The organism is Streptomyces sp. NPDC020747 (genome assembly GCF_044334695.1).
In the GTDB taxonomy this organism is placed as follows: domain Bacteria; phylum Actinomycetota; class Actinomycetes; order Streptomycetales; family Streptomycetaceae; genus Streptomyces.
The window spans coordinates 948290-965461 of record NZ_JBIRTJ010000001.1; the positions used below are offsets into that span (position 1 = coordinate 948290).

At 70.8% G+C, this 17172-nt stretch carries 14 protein-coding genes and 1 pseudogene; 9 read left to right on the forward strand and 6 right to left on the reverse strand.

Annotated features, from left to right (window positions below):
* Window positions 1-134 precede the first annotated feature (134 nt).
* Window positions 135-1316: an ROK family transcriptional regulator gene (locus ACH4YP_RS03825; protein WP_361060760.1), complete on the reverse strand. Its 1182-nt coding sequence runs from the start codon at window positions 1314-1316 to the stop codon at window positions 135-137.
* Between the two features lie 229 nt (window positions 1317-1545).
* On the opposite strand from ACH4YP_RS03825, the gene ACH4YP_RS03830 reads away from it, so the two are divergent.
* Window positions 1546-2370, forward strand: a complete 825-nt coding sequence (locus ACH4YP_RS03830; RefSeq protein ID WP_398489197.1) for an NAD(P)H-binding protein — start codon at window positions 1546-1548, stop codon at window positions 2368-2370.
* Between the two features lie 40 nt (window positions 2371-2410).
* On the opposite strand, the gene ACH4YP_RS03835 is transcribed toward ACH4YP_RS03830, so the two are convergent.
* From ACH4YP_RS03835 to ACH4YP_RS03845, 3 genes are all read right to left on the reverse strand, one after another.
* On the reverse strand, window positions 2411-3088 hold the full coding sequence (locus ACH4YP_RS03835; protein ID WP_055616771.1) for a GntR family transcriptional regulator: 678 nt from the start codon (window positions 3086-3088) through the stop codon (window positions 2411-2413).
* Window positions 3089-3260: 172 nt separating this feature from the next.
* Window positions 3261-4208 carry a beta-ketoacyl-ACP synthase III gene (locus tag ACH4YP_RS03840; protein ID WP_361060711.1) on the reverse strand — a complete coding sequence of 316 codons (948 nt, stop codon included), beginning with the start codon at window positions 4206-4208 and terminating at the stop codon, window positions 3261-3263.
* Window positions 4209-4462: 254 nt separating this feature from the next.
* Window positions 4463-5794: an OFA family MFS transporter gene (locus tag ACH4YP_RS03845; protein WP_398489200.1), complete on the reverse strand. Its 1332-nt coding sequence runs from the start codon at window positions 5792-5794 to the stop codon at window positions 4463-4465.
* A gap of 362 nt (window positions 5795-6156) precedes the next feature.
* Between ACH4YP_RS03845 and ACH4YP_RS03850 the strand changes: the two genes are divergently transcribed.
* The 5 genes from ACH4YP_RS03850 to fdhD are packed head-to-tail and all read left to right on the forward strand — an operon-like array spanning window position 6157 to window position 12664.
* Complete coding sequence (locus ACH4YP_RS03850; RefSeq protein ID WP_398489202.1) at window positions 6157-7128, forward strand: 2-dehydropantoate 2-reductase; 972 nt, start codon at window positions 6157-6159, stop codon at window positions 7126-7128.
* 43 nt (window positions 7129-7171) lie between these two features.
* Entirely contained in the window at window positions 7172-9097 is a 1926-nt protein-coding gene (locus ACH4YP_RS03855) for a molybdopterin oxidoreductase family protein (protein WP_398489203.1), read from the forward strand.
* A gap of 6 nt (window positions 9098-9103) precedes the next feature.
* Window positions 9104-10936, forward strand: coding sequence for an NAD(P)H-dependent oxidoreductase subunit E (locus ACH4YP_RS03860; protein WP_398489205.1), 1833 nt, complete (start codon window positions 9104-9106; stop codon window positions 10934-10936).
* Window positions 10933-11793, forward strand: coding sequence for a 2Fe-2S iron-sulfur cluster-binding protein (locus tag ACH4YP_RS03865; RefSeq protein WP_398489207.1), 861 nt, complete (start codon window positions 10933-10935; stop codon window positions 11791-11793). The genes ACH4YP_RS03860 and ACH4YP_RS03865 overlap by 4 nt, the downstream gene beginning before the upstream one ends.
* 7 nt (window positions 11794-11800) lie before the next feature.
* The gene (gene fdhD, locus ACH4YP_RS03870) at window positions 11801-12664 is read left to right on the forward strand and encodes a formate dehydrogenase accessory sulfurtransferase FdhD (RefSeq protein ID WP_361060700.1); all 864 of its coding nucleotides are present in this window, start codon (window positions 11801-11803) and stop codon (window positions 12662-12664) included.
* A 114-nt stretch (window positions 12665-12778) separates the two neighbouring features.
* Here the strand turns inward: fdhD and ACH4YP_RS03875 are convergent, their stop codons facing one another.
* Entirely contained in the window at window positions 12779-13306 is a 528-nt protein-coding gene (locus ACH4YP_RS03875; protein WP_398489473.1) for an isochorismatase family protein, read from the reverse strand.
* 294 nt (window positions 13307-13600) lie between these two features.
* Between ACH4YP_RS03875 and ACH4YP_RS03880 the strand changes: the two are divergent.
* A pseudogene (locus ACH4YP_RS03880) lies at window positions 13601-13843 on the forward strand (LamG-like jellyroll fold domain-containing protein); the annotation flags it as partial.
* A 10-nt stretch (window positions 13844-13853) separates the two neighbouring features.
* Complete coding sequence (locus tag ACH4YP_RS03885) at window positions 13854-15089, forward strand: DUF4185 domain-containing protein (protein ID WP_398489209.1); 1236 nt, start codon at window positions 13854-13856, stop codon at window positions 15087-15089.
* Here the strand turns inward: ACH4YP_RS03885 and ACH4YP_RS03890 are convergent.
* Entirely contained in the window at window positions 15028-16071 is a 1044-nt protein-coding gene (locus tag ACH4YP_RS03890) for a bile acid:sodium symporter family protein (RefSeq protein WP_398489210.1), read from the reverse strand. The two genes, ACH4YP_RS03885 and ACH4YP_RS03890, sit on opposite strands and share 62 nt — an antisense overlap.
* A gap of 231 nt (window positions 16072-16302) precedes the next feature.
* Here ACH4YP_RS03890 and ACH4YP_RS03895 point away from each other — a divergent pair, with 231 nt between their 5' ends.
* A complete protein-coding gene (locus ACH4YP_RS03895; protein ID WP_361060694.1) occupies window positions 16303-17172 on the forward strand; it encodes a LysR substrate-binding domain-containing protein in 870 nt (289 codons plus the stop codon).

Below are 17172 nucleotides of genomic sequence, written 5' to 3' on the forward strand. Positions count from 1 at the left end.
TGCGGTAACGCCCCTGGAAGAGGTGCTGCTCTTGCGGCTCGTGGAGAATGTGGCGCTCTGGCGGCTCGTGCGGAAGTGGCGCTTTTGCGGCTCGTGGAGAAGTGGTTGCGCTCTTGCGGCTCTGGAAGCAGGCGTTACGCGGGTGAGAAGAGGTGGTCGCTGATGAGCCGGGCCGCGCCGATGACTCCGGCGGTGGGGCCCAACTCCCCCAGGACGATCGGGAGGTTGCCGGTCGCCAGAGGCAGCGACTGGCGGTAGACCTGGGTGCGGATCGCGGCGAGCAGGGTGTGGCCGAGTCCGGTCACCCCGCCGCCGATCACCACCAGGCCCGGGTTGAAGAAGCTGACGAGTGCGGCGATGACCTGGCCGGTGCGGTTGCCGCCCTCGCGGATCAGATCGAGCGCGGTGGCGTCGCCCGCGGCGGCCGCGGCGGCGACGTCGACGGCGCTCAGGGCGCCCGCCGCCTCCAGTCGTGCCGCCAGTTCCTGGGAAAGCCCCTGCTGGGCGGCCTCCGTGGCGTCGCGGGCGAGCGCGGCGCCGCTGAAGTGGGCCTCCAGACAGCCCCGGTTGCCGCACGCGCACGGGCGGCCGTCCGGCACGGCCTGGATGTGGCCGATGTCGCCCGCGCTGCCCGTCGTACCCCGGTAGACCTCACCGCCGACGACGATCCCGCAGCCGATACCGGTACCGATCTTGACGCAGAGGAAGTCGCCCACGGAGCGGGCCACGCCCGCGTGCTGCTCCCCCATCGCCATCAGGTTCACGTCGTTGTCGACCATGACGGGGCAGCCGAGGTCCTGACTCAGTGCCTCGCGGACCGGGAACCCGTCCCAGCCCGGCATGATCGGCGGGGCGACCGGGACGCCCTCGGGGAAACGGACCGGGCCGGGGACGCCGATACCGGCGCCGTCGAACCCCTCCGCGAGCCCCGAGGCCTTCAACTTCGCTGCCATGGCGAGCACTTGCTCGAAGACCGCGACCGGGCCCTCGCGTACGTCCATGGGCTGGTTGATGTGCCCCAGCACCTCCAGCTCCGCGTTGGTGACGGCGACATCGACCGAGGTGGCGCCGATGTCGACCCCGAGGAAGCGCAGCGCGGGAGCGAGCCGGATGTTGTGGGAGCGGCGGCCGCCGCGCGAGGCGGCGAGTCCGTCGGCCACCACGAGGCCCGTTTCCAGCAGCCGTTCGACTTCGACGGCCAGCTTGGACCGCGAGAGGTCCACCTGATCGCCCAGCTGGGCCCGCGAGTTGGGACCCCCGTCACGCAGCAGCCTGAGCAGCCGCGCCTGGTGGGCGTTTCCGGGTCGCGCCGTCATGCGTCTCACGAGCCCCTCCCCGCCTCATCGGCACCGCCGTCGTTGGCTTTCGAGTGGAACGTAGCAGCGGCTGCCGAAGCTGGGAAGAAGTTGCGCACGAATTGCTGATGACTTCTTCCACTCAGAGGACAAAGCGAGTTGGAGCGGTGGCCACCCGCGGAACGACGCAGCAGGATGAGCACCCTGTGCTCCGGGCTGCCGTGGCCCGGGGCGGGAGAGGGGGAAACTCATGATCCTGGTGACGGGTGCCACGGGGAACGTCGGGGCCGGTGTGGTGCGCGCGGTGGCCGCCGCGGGTGAGCCGGTGCGGGCGATGAGCCGCACGGGCGAGGGGGCCGGACTGCCGCAGGGTGCCGAGGGGGTGGCCGGCGACCTGAACCGCCCGGAGACCGTACGGGCGTCGCTCGACGGAGTGCGCGCCCTGTTCCTGATGCCCGGGTACGAGGGGCAGCGGGCCGTCCTCGCCGACGCGCGGGCGGCGGGTGTCGAGCGGGTCGTGATGCTCTCCGGCAAGTCGGCGGCGGTCGACGACGGCAACGCGGTCACCCGCTATCTGCGGGCGTCGGAGAACGGGGTGCGCGAGTCCGGGCTCGCCTGGACCTTCCTGCGGCCCGTGAGCTTCATGTCGAACGCGGTGTCGCTCGCGGACCAGATACGCAAGGGCGACGAGGTGCGTGTGCCGTTCCCCGGCGTCCGTACGGCGGACATCGATCCGTACGACATAGCCCAGGTCGCCGCCCGGGCCCTCCTCTCGCCCGAACACGCGGGCCACGCCTACACTCTGACGGGCCCTCAGTCACTGCTGCCCGCCGACAGGATCACCGTCCTCGGTGAGGTGCTGGGCCGCGAGCTGCGTACCGTCGGACTCACGGACGAGGAGGCCCGCGAGGCGCTGGGGGCCGCCTTCCCGGCTCCGTACGCCGAGGCGTTCCTCCGCTTCTTCGCCGACGGGATCCTGGACGAGTCCCAGGTCCTGCCCACGGTCGAGGAGATCACGGGGCGGCCGCCGCGCACGTTCCGGGAGTGGGCGGCGGAACACGCGGACGCGTTCTGACGGGCCCGGACCGCCTCTCCTCGCAGGCCGTTCCGGTCGTCTAGTCGCGCGGTCGCGCGTGGTACGTCCTGCGGGTGTGCTCGGTGTGGGCGCGCATGACCTCGGTCGCGCGCTGTTCGTCACGGGCCGCGATCGCGGCGATCAGGTCGCGGTGCTCGATCCAGGACTGGTGGCCGCGCTGCCGGGCGACCGGTGTGTAGTACCAGCGGACCCGCCGGTCGACCTGGGCGGCCAGTTCGGCGAGGACCGTGTTGCCCGCGAGCTCCATGACCTTGGCGTGGAAGCGGGCGTTCATCGCGACCGCCCCGTCCACGTCGTCGGCGCCGACCGCCTCCTCGCCCTGGGCGCACAGCTCCTCAAGGGCGGCGATGCCCGCCGTGCCCGTGTTGGCCGCCGCGAGCCGGGCGGCCTCGGCCTCCAACAGCGTGCGTACCGTGAGGAGTTGGTCCGCCTCGGCCTCCGTCGGTTCATGCACGAAGGCGCCCTGGGCGGGCCGCAGATCGACCCATCCCTCGGTGTTCAGCCGCTGCAGCGCCTCGCGCACGGGCTGCCGGGAGACCCCGAGGTGCCCCGCCAGCTCGCTCTCGACCAGATGCTGGCCGGGCTGCAGGGCACGTGTGGTGATCAGTTCGAGCAGTGCTTCGTAGACCCGGTCCCGGAGTGGTCCCGGCCGTTCGAGCTTGGGCACCGACCCCTGCGGCAGTCCGGTCGACAACATCGCGGTCCCCCTCCTGGGCAGTGGCGGCGTGCGCGGCGGCCGCACGGCAGCCTCAGAGCCAGTATCAATTGTCTTTCGTCTACAGTCTACGGCGCACAATGGCCAGGCCGAGGGGGAGTTGGCCTCGTCACACGCCCCTTTTGAGAGGCTCGCTCGCCGGAGAACGCGCACGTCACGGGCAGCGGATGACCTGTCCCGCGTACGAGAGGTTGCCACCGAAGCCGAAGAGGAGGACCGGGTCGCCGGTGGAGATCTCGCCACGCTCGACGAGCTTGGACAGGGCGATCGGGATGCTGGCGGCGGAGGTGTTGCCCGACTCGGTGACATCACGCGCGACGACCGCGTTCACGGCGCCGATCTTCGCGGCGAGGGGCTCGATGATGCGCAGGTTGGCCTGGTGCAGCACGACCGCGGCGAGGTCCTCGGGGGCGAGGCCGGCGCGCTCGCAGGCCTTGCGTGCGATGGCCGGCAGCTTGGTGGTGGCCCAGCGGTAGACGCTCTGGCCCTCCTGCGCGAACCGCGAGGGGGTGCCCTCGATGCGTACCGCGTTCCCCATCTCGGGCACCGAGCCCCACAGCACGGGCCCGATGCCGGGCTCCTCGGCGGCCTCGGCCGCCTCGACGACCGCGGCCCCCGCGCCGTCCCCGACGAGCACGCAGGTCGTACGGTCCGTCCAGTCCGCCACGTCGGACATCTTGTCGGCGCCGATGACCAGCACCCGGGTCGCCGCGCCCGCGCGTACGGCGTGGTCGGCGGTGGCCAGCGCGTGGGTGAAGCCCGCGCAGACGACGTTGACGTCCATGGCGGCGGGCGACGGGATGCCGAGGCGGGCGGCGACCCGGGCGGCCATGTTCGGCGACTTGTCGACGGCGGTGGAGGTGGCCACCAGGACGAAGTCGATGTCGTCGGGGGCGAGGCCGGCGGCCGCCAGGGCCTTGGCCGCCGCGTGCGCGGCCAGCTCGTCGACCGGTTCGTCGGGGCCCGCGATGTGCCGCGTACGGATGCCCACCCGGCTCGTGATCCACTCGTCGCTGGTGTCGACCAGTTCCGCCAGGTCCTCGTTGGTGAGGATCCTGGCGGGCTGGTAGTGGCCGACAGCGGCGATGCGTGAGCCGTTCATGGGCGGTCCCCTTGGTTGCCTGGGTAACGGGACTCACCAGTCTGATCAGGTACTCACGGGTACGAGGGCACGTAAAGTCACAGGATTGATGTGCCACCCTTGTCGGCTTCTGTCAGGCCCTCGGACACCCGAACACCTACCCTGTGAACAATTGGGTGGCCTTCTGCACCAGCTCGTACAGACCATAGGCCAGCGGCGCCCCCACCCAGAGCCAGGCGAAGGCGATCAGTGGGCGGCGGTCAGGTGTGGCGCCCTCAGGCGGACTGCTGTCGCTCGTGGACATCGGGGGCCTCCCTCTGGGCGGGGATGTGATGGCGGGCGTTGACCGGGCGGACGAGTTCGTTGGCGACGAAGCCGATCACGAGCAGCCCGATCATGATGATCAGTGACACTCCGTAGAGGGACGCTCCGGATTTGCCGGCTTCCTCCTGCCGGTCCGCGATCCAGTTGACGATCAGCGGTCCGAGGACTCCGGCGGTCGACCAGGCGGTCAGCAGCCGTCCGTGGATCGCGCCGACCTGGTAGGTCCCGAAGAGGTCCTTGAGGTAGGCGGGGATGGTCGCGAAGCCGCCTCCGTAGAAGGAGAGGATCACCAGGGCGCAGCAGATGAACAGCGGCTTGGAGGAGTCCCCGGCCCAGGCGATGAGGGCGTACATCAGCGCGCCGACGCCCAGGTAGAGGCGGTAGATGTTCTTGCGCCCGATCAGGTCGGACGTCGACGACCAGCCGATACGGCCCGCCATGTTCGCCGCGGACAGCAGCGCGACGAACCCGGCCGCCGCCGACACCGAGACGGGTGTGGAGGTGTCCGAGAAGAAGTCGGTGATCATCGGGGCGGCCTTCTCCAGGATGCCGATGCCCGCGGTCACGTTCATGCAGAGCACCACCCACAGGCACCAGAACTGCGGGGTGCGGATGGCGCTGTTCGCGGAGACCTGTACGCCTTGGAGCGGCGCCGGAGTGCCGTCGGCCGCGGTCTTCGTGGGGCGCGGCACGCGGACCAGGAACACGCCGAGGGACATGAAGACGGCGTACGTCAGTCCGTGCACGAGGAAGGCCTGTGCGATGCCGGAGCTGTCCGAGCCGAAGGACTCCAGCATCTGCGCGGACCACGGCGAGGCGATGAGCGCGCCGCCGCCGAAGCCCATGATGGCGATGCCGGTGGCCATGCCGGGCCTGTCCGGGAACCACTTGATGAGCGTGGAGACGGGCGATATGTAGCCGATGCCCAGGCCTATGCCGCCGACGAAGCCGTAGCCGAAGACGATCAGCCAGTACTGCTCGGTGGCGGCGCCGAGCGCGGAGAGCAGGAAGCCCGAGGAGAAGCAGATCAGGGCGACCGTCATCGCCCAGCGCGGCCCGTTGCGCTCGACGAGTGTGCCGCCGAACGCGGCGGACAGGCCGAGCATCACGATGCCGAGCTGGAAGGGCAGGGCGCTCTGGGTGCCGCTGAGGTCGAGCGCGGACTCCAGGGACGGCTTGAACACGGACCAGGCGTAGGCCTGTCCGATCGAGAGGTGGACCGACAGGGCCGCCGGCGGGACCAGCCAGCGGCTCCAGCCCGGTGGGGCTACAGGGGGACTCATGATCCCGGACGATAGGAACCGGTCGGCCGGTTGGGAAGGCGGCCGCACGAACACATATGCCATATGCGGTGAACGGTATGCCGTGCGCGACGAACGGTCGGTTCGGTCGGACGAACGGCATTCGGGCACCGAGTTCGGCCACGCCCGGCCGAACTCGGCTGCTCCACCAAGGGTGTTCGGGGCGCGACGCTCAGCGAACTCCGGGGCCGTGCCCGGCGATACCGGGTGGAGCCCCAGGCATGTCGCAGGTGCTGCGCGAACTCTTGCTGCCCCAACTCCCATACTGTAGACAATATTCAGTCGACATGATTCCACGCTGTTCAGCGTCTCCTCGGTACCCTCGACCGAACGGAGCCCCTCTCGTGAAAGTGGCAGTTCTCGGCGCCGGTGCCATCGGCGCCTACGTCGGTGCCGCGCTGCATCGCGCGGGTGCCGATGTGCACCTCATCGCCCGTGGACCGCATCTTGCGGCCATGAGGCAGCACGGAGTGCGAGTGCTCAGCCCGCGCGGCGACTTCACCGCGCGGACGCACGCCACCGACGACCCGGCCGAGGTCGGCCCGGTCGACTTCGTCCTCCTGGGCCTGAAGGCCAACTCGTACGCGGCGTGCGGGCCGCTCATCGAGCCTCTCCTGAACGACACGACAGCGGTGATCGCCGCTCAGAACGGCATCCCCTGGTGGTACTTCCACCGGCACGGCGGCCCGCACGACGGCCACCGGGTCGAGAGCGTGGACCCGGGCGGCGCGGTCAGTGCGGTGATCGCGCCCGAACGGGCCATCGGCTGTGTCGTCTACGCGGCGACCGAGCTGGCGGGACCGGGAGTCGTCCGCCACTTGGAAGGCACCCGGTTCTCCATAGGTGAACCCGACCGCTCGGTCTCGGTGCGCTGTGCGGCGTTCAGCGAGGCCATGGTCGCGGGCGGACTCAAGTGCCCCGTCGAGCCGGAACTGCGCAACGACATCTGGCTCAAGCTGCTCGGCAACATCTCCTTCAACCCCATCAGCGCCCTGGCCCGCGCGACCATGCGGCAGATGTGCCTGCACGGCGGTACGCGCCGGGTCATCGAGATCATGATGACCGAGACGCTCGCGGTCGCCGAGGCACTCGGCTGCGAGGTGGGCGTCTCCATCGAACGGCGCCTCGCCGGCGCGGAGCGCGTCGGCGACCACCGCACCTCGACGCTCCAGGACCTGGAGCGCGGCAAACCGCTCGAACTCGACGTGCTGCTCGCCGCCGTCGTCGAACTCGCGGAGATCACCGACGTCCCGGTGCCCACGCTCCGCACCGTCCACGCCATCTCGGACCTGCTCGCACTGAGGACCGCCGCATGAGGACCTTCACCACGACATTCACCAGGACTCTGAGGAACGCCGTATGAGGAAGCGCGACCGAACTCCCAAGACCTACACCCGACTTGAGTATCCGCTGGTCCGCGACTCGCGCGACGAGCCCTTCCGCAGGGCGAGTTGGGACGAGGCCCTGGACCGCGCCGCCCGGGGCATCGGCGCGGCACGCGAGGCGTTCGGCCTGTTCTCCTGCGCCCGCGCGACCAACGAGATGAACTACGTGGCGCAGAAGTTCGCCCGCGTGGTCATGGGCACCAACAACGTCGACTCCTGCAACCGCACCTGTCACGCGCCCAGCGTGGCGGGCCTGTCGGCGGCCTTCGGCTCGGGCGGCGGCACCTCCTCGTACGCCGAGGTCGAGCACTCCGACCTCATCGTGATGTGGGGGTCCAACGCCCGTTTCGCGCACCCGATCTTCTTCCAGCACGTCCTGAAGGGGATCAGGAACGGCGCCCGGATGTACGCGGTCGACCCGCGCCGCACGTCGACGGCCGAGTGGGCGGAGAGCTGGCTCGGGCTGAACGTCGGAACCGACATCCCGATGGCGCACGCGATCGGCCGGGAGATCATCCGGGCGGGGCTGGCCAACGACGCGTTCATCGAGCGGGCGACCACCGGCTTCGAGGAGTACAGGCAGCTCGTCGAGCCCTGGACGCTGTCCCTCGCCGAGAAGGTGACGGGCGTACCGGCCGCCGCGATACGGGAGTTGGCGCACGCCTACGCCCGCGCCGAGCGCGCCCAGCTGTGCTGGACGCTCGGCATCACCGAGCACCACAACGGCACGGACAACGTCCGCGCGCTCATCAACCTGTCGCTCCTGACGGGCCATGTGGGCCGGTTCGGCTCCGGGCTGCAGCCTCTGCGCGGGCAGAACAACGTGCAGGGTGGCGGCGACATGGGCGCCATCCCGAACCGGCTGCCCGGCTTCCAGGACATCCTCGACCCGGACACCCGGCTGAAGTTCGAGTCCGCCTGGGACACCGCCATCCAGCCCCACTACGGGATGAACCTCACCGAGATGTTCGAGGCCATGGAGGAGGGCACGCTCAAGGCCGTCTACTGCATCGGGGAGAACCCGGCGCAGTCGGAGGCCGACAGCGAGCAGGCGGTACGCCGTATGCGGGCCCTCGACTTCCTCGTCGTCCAGGACATCTTCCTGACGAAGACGGCCGAGCTCGCGGACGTCGTCCTGCCCGCGACGGCCGGCTGGGCCGAGACCGAGGGCACAACGACCAACAGCGAGCGGCGCGTTCAGCGGGTGCGCCGGGCGGTGGTCCCGCCCGGTGAGGCCCGCGAGGACATCGACATCCTCTGCGACCTCGCCTCCCGAATGGGCCACGAGTGGAAGTACGCGGACTCCGAGGCCGTCTGGAACGAGCTGCGGTCGGTGTCCCCGGACCACTACGGGATGACGTACGAGCGCCTGGCGGAGCACCAGGGCATCCAGTGGCCGTGCCCGGAGACGGACCGGATCGAACCGACCTATCTGCACGGCCGGTTGTGGGCCTCCGACCCGGCCGAACGCGGCCGACTCGCGCCCTTCGGGATTGTCCAGCACGACCCGCCCGTCGACCTGACGGACGAGCAGTACCCGATCCGGCTGACCACCGGGCGGCGGCTCGACTCGTACAACACCGGGGTGCAGAGCGGCGGTTTCGCCTCGCCGCTGCGGCGCGGGGAGTACGTCGAGCTGTGCCCGGAGGACGCGGAGCGCTACGGCGTGGTGGTCGGTGAGGAGGTCCAGGTCTCCTCGCGGCGCGGGGCGGTGGTGGCGCCGGTGTGGGTCGACACGGCGCTGCGGCCCGGGCTCGCGTTCATGACCATGCACTTTCCCGACGAGGTGGACACCAACCAGCTGACGATCGAGGCCAATTGCCCGATCGCGGGGACGGCGGAGTTCAAGGCGTCGGCGATCCGGATCGACAAGCTGCCGGTTGCTATTCAAGTGAGGTGATGTGTGGTGGACCTGCACTTCGGTGACAGCAAGCCGACGGACGAGGAACGGGCGGCCATCGACACGCTGCTCGGTCCTCCGGAGTCTTCGTGGGAGGGCGCCGACCGCAGCGATGCCGACCTGAGGTGGGCACGCGGCGGGCGTGCGGCCCGGGAACGCCGTGACCTGCTGTTGCCGGGGCTGCACGCCGTCAACGACCGGATCGGCTGGATCAGCGAGGGCGCTCTCGACTACCTCTGCCGACGGCTGACCGTGCCGCCGGCGGAGGCCTACGGGGTCGCCACCTTCTACGCGATGTTCTCGGTGAAGCCGCGCCCCGCGACGGTCCTGCACGTGTGCACGGACCTCGCGTGCGCGGCGGCCGGGGCGTCGGAGCTGTGCGCCGGTGTCGAGGCCAGGCTCGGCCTCGGCAGCGGTGTGAGCGTCGAGCGCAGCCCCTGCCTGGGCCTGTGCGAGCGGGCTCCGGCCGCGCTGGCGGTCAAGGCCGGGGATCCGGTGCGTACGGCCGTGTCGGCGCCCGCGACCGTCGAGCGGGCGGTGCTCGCGGCGAGCGCGCCCGACTCGGCGCCCGAGGAGCCGTCGGCGGCCCTGGCGGTACCCCAGGCGGGTCGGGCGGGCCGTGAGGAGCTGGTGCTGCTGAGCCGCGTAGGCGTGGTCGACCCGGCCTCGCTGGACGACTACCGGGCGCACGGCGGCTACACGGCCCTGCGGCAGGCCTTCGCGATCGGGCCCGCCGGGGTCATCCGCGAGGTCACCGACGCGGGCCTGGTCGGGCGCGGCGGCGCCGCCTTCCCCACCGGCCGCAAATGGCAGGCCACGGCGTCGCAGCCCGACCATCCGCACTACCTCGTCTGCAACGCCGACGAATCCGAGCCCGGCACCTTCAAGGACCGCGTGGTCATGGAGGGCGACCCGTACTCCCTCGTGGAGTCGATGACGATCGCGGGCTACGCGGTCGGGGCGCACAAGGGCTACCTGTATCTGCGCGGCGAGTACCCGCGGGCGCTGGAACGCATGGAGCACGCCATCGGGCAGGCGCGCGCGCGTGGACTGCTCGGCGACGACGTCCTCGGCCAGGGGTACGCGTTCGACATCGAGATCCGGCGCGGTGCGGGCGCGTACATCTGCGGCGAGGAGACCGCCCTCTTCAACTCCATAGAGGGGTACAGAGGAGAGCCGCGGTCGAAACCGCCCTTCCCCGTAGAGAAGGGTTTGTTCGGCAAACCCACTGCTGAGAACAACGTCGAGACGCTGGTCAACGTGCTGCCCATCCTCACGATGGGGGCGCAGGCGTACGCCGCGATCGGCACCGAGAAGTCCACCGGACCGAAGCTGTTCTGTGTGTCGGGCAGCGTGGACCGGCCCGGTATCTACGAGCTGCCGTTCGGCGCGACGCTCGGCGAGCTGCTGGACCTCGCGGGCGTACGTAAACGTTTGCGCGCGGTGCTGCTCGGCGGCGCGGCCGGTGGCTTCGTACGGCCCGACGAGCTGGACATCCCGCTCACCTTCGAGGGCACGCGGGAGGCGGGGACGACGCTCGGCTCCGGGGTCGTGCTGGCCTTCGACGACACCGTGCCGCTGCCGCGTCTGCTGCTGCGGATCGCCGAGTTCTTCCGCGACGAGTCCTGCGGGCAGTGCGTGCCGTGCCGGGTCGGGACCGTGCGCCAGGAGGAGGCGCTGCACCGCATCGCCGACCGGACGGGCGCGGACGCGGCACCCGACATCGCCCTGCTCCGCGAGGTGGGCCGTGCCATGAAGGACGCCTCGATCTGCGGTCTCGGGCAGACCGCGTGGAACGCCGTGGAATCCGCCATCGACCGCCTGGGGGCGTACGAATGACCTTGATACCGCTGGGGATCCCCCGCCGTCTGCTGGAGTTCACGATCGACGGTGAGCCCGTACGGGCCCCCGAGGGGTCGACGATCCTCGACGCCTGCCGGTCGGTCGGCAAGGACGTCCCGACCCTCTGCCAGGGCGACACCCTCGCCCCCAAGAACGCCTGCCGCGTCTGTGTCGTCGAGGTCGAGGGCGCGCGCACCCTCGTCCCGGCCTGCTCCCGCAAGGCCGAGGCGGACATGCGGGTGCGGACGGACACCGAGCGCGCCCGGCACAGCCGCAAGATCGTCCTCGAACTGCTCGCGTCCTCGGTCGACCTCTCGACCACACCGGAGGTCGCCGGGTGGCTCAAGGAGTACGAGGCGAAGCCCGACCGGTTCGGACCGGACGCGGCCCGTCTCGACGAGGAACCGAAGGTCGACAACGACCTGTACGTGCGCGACTACGACAAGTGCATCCTCTGCTACAAGTGCGTGGACGCCTGCGGCGACCAGTGGCAGAACACCTTCGCGATCTCGGTCGTCGGACGCGGCTTCGACGCCCGGATCGCCGTCGAGCACGACGCGCCGCTCACCGACTCGGCGTGCGTGTACTGCGGCAACTGCATCGAGGTGTGCCCGACGGGCGCGCTGTCGTTCAAGTCGGAGTTCGACATGCGCGCGGCGGGTACGTGGGACGAGCCGGCGCAGACCGAGACGACCACGGTGTGCGCCTACTGCGGAGTGGGCTGCAATCTCACCCTGCACGTGCAGGACAATGAGATCGTGAAGGTCACCTCGCCGCACGACAACCCGGTGACCCACGGCAACCTCTGCATCAAGGGCCGCTTCGGCTACCAGCACGTACAGAACCGGGACTGATCAGGACATGGGACGAGTCACGGAACGACGCAAGGTGATCCGCATCCGGGACGGGGCGGTCTCCACCCGCCCGGACACGCTCGTCGCCGAGGAGCCACTGGAGATCCGCCTCAACGGCAAACCCCTCGCGATCACGATGCGCACCCCGGGCGACGACTTCGCGCTCGCGGCGGGCTTCCTGGTCAGCGAGGGGGTGCTGGGCGCGGCCGACGAACTGCAGAACATCGTCTACTGCGCGGGCGCCACGGTGGACGGCTCGAACACGTACAACATCGTCGACGTGCGGACCGCGCCCGGCGTCGTCATCCCCGACATCACCCTCGAACGCAACGTGTACACGACCTCGTCCTGCGGCCTGTGCGGCAAGGCGAGCCTGGACGCGGTCCGTACGACCGCCCGCTGGTCGATCGACGACACGGCGGGCGACACGGCTCCCCCGGTGCGGCTCGAACCCGAACTGCTCGCGAGCCTCCCCGACCGGCTGCGCGCGGCGCAGCGCGTGTTCGACCGGACCGGGGGTCTGCACGCGGCGGCGCTGTTCACGGAGGACGGCGAGCTGGTCGACATCCGGGAGGACGTCGGCCGGCACAACGCGGTCGACAAGCTGGTCGGCCGCGCCCTCCAGAACGGCTCGCTGCCGCTCTCCCGCACGGTCCTGCTGGTCTCGGGCCGGGCGTCCTTCGAGCTGGCCCAGAAGGCCGTGATGGCGGGCATCCCGTTCCTCGCGGCGGTCTCGGCTCCGTCCTCGCTCGCGGTGGACCTGGCCGCCGAGTCGAACCTGACACTGGTCGGCTTCCTGCGGGGCACCTCCATGAACGTGTACGCGGGCGAGCACCGCGTCGCCCTGCGGGCCACGGCCACCCAGGGCTGACCGGTCTCCCCGCTGCACGGCGGCGGGGCCCCACCCGGCGGGGAGCGCCCCCTGCGCCGGAGGGGCCCCGTCTCAGTCCCGGGAGGCCGATCGCCCGCCCGGTGCCACGAGGGCTCACGCCCCGGCGAACCGCACCTCGGAAGCCGTGACGACCGTGCCCAGGCGCGGGAAGTCCAGTTTCACCGAGGCCTCGTGTTCGGGGCCGGTGAGGGCGGCCATGGCGTTCTCGACGAAGACGAGGTCGTAGCCGAGGTCACCGGCGGCGCGGGCGGTGGACTCGACGCCGAGGTTGGTGGCGATTCCGCCGAACACCAGCGTGGAGACACCGTGTTCACGCAGCCGCTCGTGCAGCCCGGTGTCCTGGAAACCGCCGATGGTCTGCTTCACGATCTCTACGTCGCCCTCCGCCGCGAGCCCCGCGACCAGACCGCTGCCGGGCGGCTGCTCGTGGACACCGGGCCGCTCCACCCGCACGAGTACGACGAGCGCGCCCACCTGCCGGAAGGCGGCCGCCAACTCCTCCGCGACGGTGAGGACTTCGGTCCCCTTGTGGGGCTCCAGGGGCAGTCCGACGATGCGGTCCATCAGGTCGACGAGCACGAGGGCGGTGCGTGCGGGGTCGAGGGCCAGGCGGGGTTCCATGTCCGGTGCGTTCATGACGGAACGTTAGCCCGCATCAGCCGTCCGTACCGGAAATCCGGATCAATAGGCCCGTGAACTGCTCGGGTTCGACCCCTTCACCGTCAACCGGTGGCCCAGCCGGACATGACACTCCGTCAGCACCCGTCCGGGGGAGGCGCACACCACCAAGCGGCGCCGACCGTCAGCGACGACGACGGCGACCACTGGCGGATCGGGGCGACGGACTCGTGGCCGATCGCGGCCGACGGTACGTTCTGGCAGAAGCCGTCCGAGATGACGATGACCGAGGGTGCCGACGGGGCGATCCTCAGCACGGCCGACGTGCCGGGTTCCGTGAGCCGCAACGCGCCGTTCGGTGTGCGCATCGGGCAGAAGCCGGACAGCCGGGCGCACTTCACGGGCACGATCGACGACGTACGGGTCTACGACCGGGCGCTGAGCGAGGCCGAGTTGACTGATGTCCGCACGATGGACGCTCCTGTGACCCGGGACACCGTGCTGTGGCTGCCCATGGACCGGGTGAGCGGCAGCCACTAACGTCCCGGGCGTGCCCGACGACGCACGAGCACGACAGCGCACGGGGACCGGGCTCGGCCTGCTCCTGGCCCTGGTCCTCGGCGCCGTGCTGCTCACCGCCCTCCCGGGTGACGACGACCGGGAGGGCTCCTGCCAGGCCCGTACGGTCGCGTCCTGGGCCGCTGACCGGGACCTCACGGGAGAGTTCGCGCGGTACGGGGACGACGCCTCGCGGGCCGACGACTGGACCGGCGGCGACGGTACGCACTCGGTGCGGCTGCCGGACGGCCGGGTGCTGTGGTTGTTCTCGGACACATTTCTCGGCCAGGTGTACCGTCCGCCGAACCCGGCGGGCGAGTCCTACGCGTGGCGGGACACGACCGCCCCCCTGGTGCGCAACTCGGCCGTGGTCATGGACGACGGCCGCCTCCAACGCACGCTGCCCGCACCGCTGTTCGCGGACCCGGCCCCGGGCCAGTGGCGCTGGCCGGTGGCCGCCCGGGTCGAGCCCCGCTCCCCCGGCTCGTCCGAACAGGTCGTACGGGTCGTGCTGTGGACCCGTACGACCGGCACGTACCCCTGGATCTACGGGGTGCCGACGGCCACCGAGGTGGCCACTCTCTCGCTGCCCGACCTGCGGCTCGAAGGCATCGTGCGGGTCCTCGACCAGCAGCGGGTCCAGGACCCGGCGAAGCGGGTGCTGTTCGGCACGACCGCGCTGACCGACGACGGGGACTGGACGTACGTCTTCGGCGGCGACGACGCGCGGGCCGCCGCCCAGCCGGCGTCGAAGGCGTACGTCGCGCGCGTGCCCCGGGGCCGGCTGGCCGACCCGGGCGCGTGGCGGTACTGGGACGGCGAGCGGTGGACCATTCCCTCGCTCATGAAGCCCGTGCTGGGCGACGGCGGGCGCAAGGGGGTGGGCAGTGCGTTCACGGTCGCCCGCGACGGGGGCACCTATGTGCTGTTCACGATGGCGGCGGGCGCCGAGGGGCTGACGACGATCACCTCGTACTGGGCGTGCTCCCCCACCGGGCCCTGGCACGGTCCCGGCAAGGGCTTCAGCCCGCCACTGCCGGAGCAGGGGGCGGGCGTGGCCGCGTACAACCCGCAGCTCCATCCGACGGTGAGCCGGGGCAGGCTCGTGCTCAGCTACGACGTCAACTGGCTGGACGCGAACGGCGGGGTCGCGGCGCAGGCGAACCTCAGCCGGAACGTGTCCCTGTACCGACCGCGATTCGTGACTCTGCGGCTGGGGCCGGGGTGACGGGCTGTTCCGTCTCGGGGTCGCGGGAGCGGCGTTTGGCGATGACCGCGCAGACCATGAGCTGCATCTGGTGGAAGAGCATCAGCGGCAGGACGGCCAGCGCGGCGTGGGCGCCGAACAGCACGCTCGCCATGGGCAGTCCGGACGCCAGGGACTTCTTCGACCCGGCGAACTGGATGGCGATGCGGTCCTCGCGGTTGAAGCCGAGGGCCTTCGAGCCGTACCAGGTGAGGGCCAGCATCACGGCGAGCAGTACGGCCTCGACCGCGAGCAGGCCGCCCAGGCGCAGCGGGCTGACCTGGTGCCAGATGCCCTGCACCACGCCCTCACTGAACGCGGTGTAGACGACGAGCAGGATCGAGCCGCGGTCGACGTAGCCGAGGATCTTCTTGTGGCGCGCGATGAAGCCGCCGATCCAACGGCGCAGCAACTGCCCGGCCAGGAACGGCACCAGCAGCTGCAGCACGATCTTGAGCAGCGAGTCCGCGGAGAAGCCGCCCCCGCTGCCGCCGAGGAGCGCCGCCGCGAGCAGCGGGGTGAGCACGATGCCCACGAGGGAGGAGAAGGAGCCCGCGCAGATCGCTGCCGGAACGTTTCCGCGCGCCATCGAGGTGAAGGCGATCGAGGACTGGACCGTGGACGGGACCAGCGTGAGGAAGAGCAGTCCGGTGTAGAGCGAGTGGTTCAGGAGCACCGGTTCGAGGCCGCGTGCCGCCAGGCCGAGCAGCGGGAACAGTACGAACGTACAGGCCAGGACCGTGATGTGGAGCCGCCAGTGCCGTACGCCGTCCATCGCCTCACGGGTGGACAGACGGGCCCCGTAGAGGAAGAAGAGGAAGGCGATCGCCGCGGTGGAGGCGCCGGACGCGACGTCGGCTCCGGTCCCCCGGGCGGGCAGCAGGGCGGCGAGCCCCACCGTCCCGAGCAGCAGCAGGATGTACGGGTCGATCGGCAGCCAGGACGGCCACTTCAGGCGTTTCACGGTGCTCCGTTGCTCAGTCGGTTCAGTGCGGTGGTTCAGTTCGGTGCGGTGGTTCAGTTCGGTGCGGTGGTTCAGTTCGGTGCGGTGATTCAGCGCGGCGGTTCGGTGTGGTGGTTCAGTGCCGCGGTTCAGTGCTGGGCGGCGCCCTCTCCATCGTCCTCCTCGGACTCTTGATCGGGAATCCGGCATACCACTCTGACTGTCATTACGAATCGCGATAGCCTGGGTGGTGTGTACGACCCTTCACAGCTGCGTACGTTCCTGGCGGTGGCCCAGACGCTGAGCTTCACGCAGGCGGCCCGGCGGCTCGGGCTGCGCCAGTCCACGGTCAGCCAGCATGTGCGGCGCCTGGAGGACACCGCCGGGCGGCAGCTGTTCACGCGGGACACCCACTCCGTGGAGCTGACGGAGGACGGCGAGGCGATGCTCGGCTTCGCACGCCGGATCCTGGAGGCCCACGAGCAGGCGGCGGCGTTCTTCACGGGGACGCGGCTGCGCGGCCGGCTGCGCTTCGGCGCCTCGGAGGACTTCGTCCTCACCCGCCTCACCGAGATCCTGGAGGGCTTCCGGCACGACCATCCGGAGGTCGACCTGGAGCTGACGGTCGAGCTCTCGGGCACCCTGCACGAGCAACTGGCCGACGGGAAGCTCGACCTGGTGCTGGCCAAGCGCCGCCCCGAGGACCCGCGCGGCGAGTTGGTCTGGCACGACCGTCTGGTCTGGATCGGCGCGGAGCGGCTGCGCCTGGACCCCGAGCGTCCGGTACCGCTGATCGTCTACCCGCCGCCGGGCATCACCCGCGCCCTCGCCCTGGAGGCGCTGGAACGGCAGGGCCGCGCCTGGCGCATCGCCTGCACCAGCGGCAGCCTCAACGGCCTCATCGCGGCCGCCCGGGCGGGCCTGGGCGTCATGGCCCACTCCCGCGGCCTCATCCCACCGGGCCTGGTCCGCATCCCGGACCGCGCGGGCCTCCCCGAACTGGGCGAGGTCGACTTCGTCCTCGTACATGCCAAACGCCACACTGCGGCGAAGGGTGCTGCGGACGCGCTGGCGGCGTCGATCCTGGCGGGCGGAAACAGGCTGTACCGCAGCGCCCCGTAA

Excerpts from the sequence above, each read along its gene's own strand:
- ACH4YP_RS03825 (WP_361060760.1), bottom strand. The coding sequence starts at position 1,316 with ATGACGGCGCGACCCGGAAACGCCCACCAGGCGCGGCTGCTCAGGCTG.
- ACH4YP_RS03830 (WP_398489197.1), top strand. The coding sequence starts at position 1,546 with ATGATCCTGGTGACGGGTGCCACGGGGAACGTCGGGGCCGGTGTGGTG.
- ACH4YP_RS03835 (WP_055616771.1), bottom strand. The coding sequence starts at position 3,088 with ATGTTGTCGACCGGACTGCCGCAGGGGTCGGTGCCCAAGCTCGAACGG.
- ACH4YP_RS03840 (WP_361060711.1), bottom strand. The coding sequence starts at position 4,208 with ATGAACGGCTCACGCATCGCCGCTGTCGGCCACTACCAGCCCGCCAGG.
- ACH4YP_RS03845 (WP_398489200.1), bottom strand. The coding sequence starts at position 5,794 with ATGAGTCCCCCTGTAGCCCCACCGGGCTGGAGCCGCTGGCTGGTCCCG.
- ACH4YP_RS03855 (WP_398489203.1), top strand. The coding sequence starts at position 7,172 with ATGAGGAAGCGCGACCGAACTCCCAAGACCTACACCCGACTTGAGTAT.
- ACH4YP_RS03865 (WP_398489207.1), top strand. The coding sequence starts at position 10,933 with ATGACCTTGATACCGCTGGGGATCCCCCGCCGTCTGCTGGAGTTCACG.
- fdhD (WP_361060700.1), top strand. The coding sequence starts at position 11,801 with ATGGGACGAGTCACGGAACGACGCAAGGTGATCCGCATCCGGGACGGG.
- ACH4YP_RS03875 (WP_398489473.1), bottom strand. The coding sequence starts at position 13,306 with ATGGAACCCCGCCTGGCCCTCGACCCCGCACGCACCGCCCTCGTGCTC.